The sequence below is a fragment of the Prevotella bivia DSM 20514 genome, assembly GCF_000262545.1.
Classification (GTDB): Bacteria; Bacteroidota; Bacteroidia; order Bacteroidales; family Bacteroidaceae; genus Prevotella; species Prevotella bivia.
In genome coordinates, this window is record NZ_JH660660.1 from 301,427 (window position 1) to 307,615 (window position 6,189).

Sequence of the window (6,189 nt, forward strand, 5' to 3'; positions counted from 1 at the left end):
ACTGGGCAGACCTCCCAAGGAAGAGAATGATACACACGCAGAGGATAAGAAGAGAGCCATCGGCGAGCGAAATGAGATAGAAGGCACGTTTGGAACAACCAAGAGAGTTTACCGAGCCAACGACATCCGAGCGAAACTTGACCAAACGGCTGACACTTGGATAGGAGCTTGCTTCTTCGCTAAGAATATCATGAAGTTCCTAAGGGGACTTTCTTTGTCTCATTTTCGAAAAATCGGGCTTGAAGACCTTCCAAAAGAGAATTATGAGCTTTTTTGACAGTATGGAGGCTATATTACCCACACCACAAGGTTGTGTGAAAGAAATAAATTAGCAGATCCTAATTACAATACTACTTTTTTAACAATACTTTAACAGAGCTTAGTCACAAATGTTACCAGACCTTAATTCTTATACCGATACCTTTGCATCAGAAATTTAAATAAAAACATTATGACAGAAAATAAGATGTTTTGTTTCCAGTGTCAGGAAACTGCAAAGGGAACAGGTTGCACCATTAAGGGTGTATGCGGTAAAGAGGCTGAAACCTCAAAGTGGCAAGATTTGTTGCTCAGCGTTGTACGTGGTGTGGGAACCATCCAACATACGCTGGGGGAAAATGCATCAAAAGAAGTTGCCGACTTCCTCGTAGACGCATTGTTCTCAACGATTACTAATGCGAACTTTGATGACCAGAGTATATTAAATAAGGTGGACACGGGCATTGCTCTGAAAAAACAATTGCTTGAAACAGCTTTAAGCAAGAACATTACTTTCCCTAACTATCAAGAAGTTCACTGGGGTGGCGAGAAGTCTGACTACTCTGCGGAAGGCGAACGCGAAGGAGTGCTTCGCAACGAGAATGCCGACCTCCGTTCACTGAAGGAACTCACCGTTCTTGGTCTTAAAGGTATAGCCGCTTATTATGACCATGCGGCTCGTTTAGGCGAAACGAATGAAGAGATTATTGCTTTTATATGTAAGGCTCTTGCCACAATTACTGCTCCAGACGCAGATATGGAAACACTTCTTGGCATCGTACTCGAAACAGGTAAATATGGTGTAGACGTAATGGCATTGCTTGATAAAGCCAATACAGAAACATACGGTAATCCTGAACTCACAAGGGTTAATATCGGTGTTGGCAAGAAGCCTGGTATTCTCATTTCAGGACACGACCTTAAGGATATTGAAGACTTGCTTATTCAGACAGAAGGCACAGGCATCGACGTTTATACCCACGGCGAGATGTTGCCAGCGCATTACTATCCACAACTAAAGAAATACAAGCATCTTGTGGGCAACTACGGCAATGCGTGGTGGAAGCAGAAGGAAGAGTTTGCAAGTTTCAATGGTCCTATCGTATTTACTACAAACTGTATCGTACCGCCTGCAAAGAATGCAAACTATGCTGAGAGAGTATTCACAACCAACTCTACTGGTTTCCCAGGTTGGAAGCACATCGCAACAGGCGAAGATGGTAAGAAAGATTTTGCTGAAGTTATCGCATTGGCTAAGACTTGCGACGCTCCACAGGAAATAGAATCTGGCGAGATTGTAGGCGGATTTGCACACGCTCAAGTATTTGCGCTTGCCGACCAAGTAGTAGAAGCTGTGAAGAGTGGTGCTATCCGCAAGTTTGTCGTGATGAGCGGTTGCGACGGTCGTATGAAGAGCCGCAACTATTACGAAGAGTTTGCCAAGGCTCTGCCAAAAGACGTTGTAATCCTCACCAGTGGCTGTGCGAAGTATAAATACAACAAGTTAAACCTTGGAGATATTAATGGTATTCCGCGTGTTCTCGATGCTGGCCAGTGCAACGACTCTTATTCTTGGGCAGTGGTGGCACTCAAACTGAAAGAGATTTTTGGTGCAAACGACATCAACGACCTGCCTATTTTCTTCAACATCGCATGGTACGAGCAGAAGGCAGTCATCGTTCTGCTTGCCCTTCTGTACCTTGGCGTGAAGAATATACATATCGGCCCTACCCTTCCAGCTTTCGTTTCTGAAGGCGTACTACAAGTGTTGGTTGACAATTTCGGACTTGCAGGCAACTCTACAGTAGAAGAAGACATTCAGAAATATATTCTCTGACATACACGTCCCTCGATAAATAACTATCGAGGGATTTTCTTTTTACATACAATAAGAAAGAATAAAGTGTGTTATTCTTAAAAGCAAACAAATATGGAAGCATCAATGTACGAAATACTAACAAATAGTCCTTTCTTCAATGGACTAACCGCTAAGGAAATTAAAGAGCTATTACAAACAGTGAACTATAAAATAGTGGAGTATCCTGCCAAAGAGATATATACGCTTGCTGGTATGCCTTGCAAGTATGCCGACTTCATTCTCAAAGGCGAACTGATTTCTCGTATGACTGGTTTGTCGGGTAAGCAAGTGCAGATAGACCGTCTGAAAGCTTGCGTCTTGATAGCTCCAGCGTTTATTTTTGCAAAGAACAACGCTATGCCCGTAAGTGTAAAAACCGCACAGCACACTACCATCATGCGTATGATGCCATCGGAACTTAAACATCTGATAGATACCAATGAGCGCATACGCATGAACTTCATTCAGCTTCTTTCGTCTATTGATGTCTTCCTCACCCAGAAACTTCGTATGCTATCCCTCTTCACTGTCCGCGAAAAGGTGGCTTACTTCTTAATGAAAGCAGCCAAAGAACAACAAAGCCGCACAATAAAACTCAGTAATAGCCGTCAGGAGATAGCCGACACATTCGGTATTCAGAAGTTCTCGCTATTGCGATGCCTTTCCGAATTTGAAGATAATGGTGCCATTAAAATAGATGGAAAACAGATAACTATTCTCAATTCAGATAAAATGAAATAGGGGAAACAAAAGTTATAATTGCAACGACTAAGTCCGTTTATAGTACTTGTGGCAATTACAGTCTATGATAGCTATGCTATATGCCAACAACAAATCAGTCGACTGTTTTTGAAAATCAGTCGAGTATTTTTGAAAATTAGTCGACTGTTTTCTTGCATTCTAACGATTGATTTTATACTTTTGCAGTAGTGATAAAACACAGAATACCGACAGAGGGCATGCGCTCCTAACCTCTGAAGGACTAATCTATATAATCGGCAAAACGAAATAAAGTCGTCTTCAAAAACGAAATGAAATATTTATCCTTAATTCCGCAGCATAAATTCTTGTAAGAACTCCAAGTGCCTGAGAAACAAAGTTCTCAAAACACTTGGATATGTCAGAAATTTCACCTATCTTGGTGCTGTAAACATAACAAGTAAGCAAATATCTGACATGACAAAGGTAGCAATTAAAAACGAGAATATCACTTCTTTCGGTGGAATTTATCACATTATGGACGTTTTCTCAAAGTTGGGCTTTGAAAAACTTACCGAATCCGTATTGGGCAAACGTGGAAGTAGCGGCAAGGCATTCAGCCATGGAAGTATTTTCGGCTCTCTCTTCTTCAGCTACCTTTGTGGTGGAGAATGCCTTGAGGACATCAATGCACTTATAGGGCAGTTCAAGCAGAGACCTGATACGCTGTTACCCGGTGCCGACACAGTTGGGCGCGGACTGAAGGAGCTTGCTGAAGAGAACATTATTTACAAGAGCGAAATCTCCGGCAAGTCTTACAGTTTCAACACGGCAGAGAAGCTGAACACCTTACTATTACGGATGATACGGAGAATGGGGCTTATAAAGGTGGGCAGCCATGTTGACCTGGACTTTGACCACCAGTTCGTTCCAGCCCACAAGTTCGATGCTAAGTATTCTTATAAGCAGGACCTTGGCTATTTTCCTGGTTGGGCTTCCATTGGGGGAATCATAGTCGGAGGTGAGAACCGTGACGGAAACACCAATGTGAAATTCCATCAGGAGGACACGCTCCGTCGCATTATGGACCGTGTAACCTCAGAACTTGGTGTGGTAATAGAGCGTTTCCGTGCTGACTGCGGGTCGTTCTCAAAGGAAATCATCCAAACCGTAGAGCAGCGCTGCAACACGTTCTACATTCGTGCTGCCAACTGCGGCAGTCGCTACGAGAATTTCCAACAGTTGAAGGAATGGAAAGACGTTGAGGTAGGCTATGAGAAATGCGATGTCACATCCATCAGCATAGACAGCTTGATAGAAGGAAAGTTATACAGGCTCGTCGTACAGCGTAGTCCTTTGAAAGGCAAGGATGGCAGTGAGCAGACGGATATGTTCGGAGTAATATACACATACCGCTGTATCCTCACCAACGACTGGGTGTCTACCGAGAAGGACATCATTACGTTTTATAATGAGCGTGGAGCAAGCGAAAAGAACTTCGACATACAGAACAATGACTTCGGCTGGTCACATCTTCCATTTTCCTTTATGGCTGAGAACATGGTTTTCATGATGGTTACCGCCATGCTGAAGAACTTCTATCTCTATCTCGTCCGTCATATCAGCGAAAAGGTCAAGCCATTGAAAAGACAAGCAGGCTGAAAGCCTTTATCCTCCATTTTGTCAGCGTGCCAGCAAAATGGGTGAGAACGGGAAGGCAGCACGTTCTGAACCTGTATACAAATAAAACCTACTACTCAGAAGTCTTCCTTGAATAAACAGTATTTCTTTGTGGTTTTAATATTCCCCATTGGTTTGGGTGGGGGATTTTATGCTTAGAAAAGACCCAAAAAACACCGAAGCACCTCAGATCAACATATAGAGCCCCCAAAAGACATCTCAACATATAAAATTTTCTCACAAGAAAAAATACTGCGGAATTAAGGTTATATAATGTGTATTATTGTCAACAGCAGGGCTATTCTTTTCCACCTCTTTACTTTATATGCAAAGGTAATACAAAAAACGAAACTTTAAGGAAAAATCGTATAAGATTGTAAAAGGATAACATTTGCTCCTACCTAAAATTATTGATGACCATTAATAAGGGGGGTATTAAAACCACAATTTTTAGGTATTGTATGATTGCTAGAAAGCATGTAATTTTGCATCTGTAAAATAAAAGTAAAGGAGAAACGAAAAATGAAGAAAACTATTGTAGTATATGGATCCTCAACAGGTGTATGTGAAGAAATAGCAAACACCATTGGAAGTAAATTAGGAGCAGAAGTAATTGATGTAGCCGATTTTACTGCTGATATTATTGGTGCTTACGATAACCTCATTTTAGGTACCTCTACATGGGGTGCTGGCGAACTTCAAGACAATTGGTATGATGGAGTAGAGGTTTTAAAGAAAGCTGACTTATCGGGTAAAACCGTAGCTATTTTTGGTTGTGGCGACTCTGAGTCGTATAGTGATACCTTCTGCGGTGCGATGAAGGAAATATACGATGCAGCAGAGGGGGCTAATATTCTTCATGGAGTGTCTGCCGATGATTATACCTATGATGATAGTGAAGCTGTTGTTGATGGAAATTTCGTAGGACTTGCGTTAGATGATGTTAATGAAAACGATAAGACTGAAATGCGCATTAACAATTGGATAGAGCAAATTAAACCTGCTTTATAATTAAGGTTTACTAAGAAAAGGAACATTCTTTACATTAAAATATAATTGCTTATGAATAACGTAGTAACAGCCGACATGAAGGTACTCATGAACCACATTTATGAATATCAAAAAGGAGTACGGCAAATGGTGCTTTATACTTTTAATAAAAAGCACGAAGTGTTTGCTGTTACACGTTTACAAAAGCAGAATATACCCTACATTATTCAGAATGTCGGAAATAATAATGTCAACCTATTCTTTGGTCGACAAGAATGTTTAGATGCTATCCAGCTCATCGTTACAAAACCTCTTAACCAGCTTACACCTGAAGAAGACTTCATCTTAGGTGCTATGCTAGGATATGATATACGTGTACAGTGCGAACGTTTTTGCGAACGCAAGTGTTGTACCTGCAAACATGCAATTTAGCCATAATATATAGATTGAATAGAAATTTAAAGAAATCTTGTTCGCGAAATATAAATTATTTCATAATGTTTTTGTATTGGAATTAGGCTGGCTGTGAAGTCAGCCTTTTTTGTGTCTCTCTAATCTATCTTTATTATTATTTAACCCGTCGTATAAGATATTATTCAAAATAAAGTATTATCTTCACTGCATTAAATATTAAATACACCTTAATTCCGCAGCATAAATTCTTGTAAGAACTCCAAGTGCCTGAGAAACAAAGTTCTCAAAAC

The 6,189-nt window shown here is 40.8% G+C and carries 4 protein-coding genes and 2 pseudogenes; all 6 read left to right on the forward strand.

Annotation, left to right across the window (positions count from 1 at the left end):
- Nucleotides 1–277 (forward strand): annotated as a pseudogene (locus PREBIDRAFT_RS11575) (hypothetical protein); the annotation flags it as partial.
- Nucleotides 278–451: 174 nt separating this feature from the next.
- A complete protein-coding gene (hcp, locus tag PREBIDRAFT_RS03650; protein ID WP_004336169.1) occupies nucleotides 452–2,095 on the forward strand; it encodes a hydroxylamine reductase in 1,644 nt (547 codons plus the stop codon).
- Between the two features lie 93 nt (nucleotides 2,096–2,188).
- Nucleotides 2,189–2,857 (forward strand): Crp/Fnr family transcriptional regulator, encoded by a 669-nt coding sequence (locus PREBIDRAFT_RS03655; RefSeq protein WP_004336168.1) that lies wholly within the window; start codon nucleotides 2,189–2,191, stop codon nucleotides 2,855–2,857.
- Nucleotides 2,858–3,292: 435 nt separating this feature from the next.
- Nucleotides 3,293–4,593 (forward strand): annotated as a pseudogene (locus PREBIDRAFT_RS03660) (IS1380 family transposase).
- 424 nt (nucleotides 4,594–5,017) lie between these two features.
- Nucleotides 5,018–5,506: a flavodoxin FldA gene (gene fldA, locus PREBIDRAFT_RS03665; protein WP_004336247.1), complete on the forward strand. Its 489-nt coding sequence runs from the start codon at nucleotides 5,018–5,020 to the stop codon at nucleotides 5,504–5,506.
- 51 nt (nucleotides 5,507–5,557) lie between these two features.
- Complete coding sequence (locus tag PREBIDRAFT_RS03670; protein WP_004339238.1) at nucleotides 5,558–5,917, forward strand: DUF2023 family protein; 360 nt, start codon at nucleotides 5,558–5,560, stop codon at nucleotides 5,915–5,917.
- Nucleotides 5,918–6,189 lie beyond the last annotated feature (272 nt).

Coding starts and splice junctions, on each gene's coding strand:
- fldA (WP_004336247.1), top strand. CDS start 5,018: ATGAAGAAAACTATTGTAGTATATGGATCCTCAACAGGTGTATGTGAA.
- hcp (WP_004336169.1), top strand. CDS start 452: ATGACAGAAAATAAGATGTTTTGTTTCCAGTGTCAGGAAACTGCAAAG.
- PREBIDRAFT_RS03655 (WP_004336168.1), top strand. CDS start 2,189: ATGGAAGCATCAATGTACGAAATACTAACAAATAGTCCTTTCTTCAAT.
- PREBIDRAFT_RS03670 (WP_004339238.1), top strand. CDS start 5,558: ATGAATAACGTAGTAACAGCCGACATGAAGGTACTCATGAACCACATT.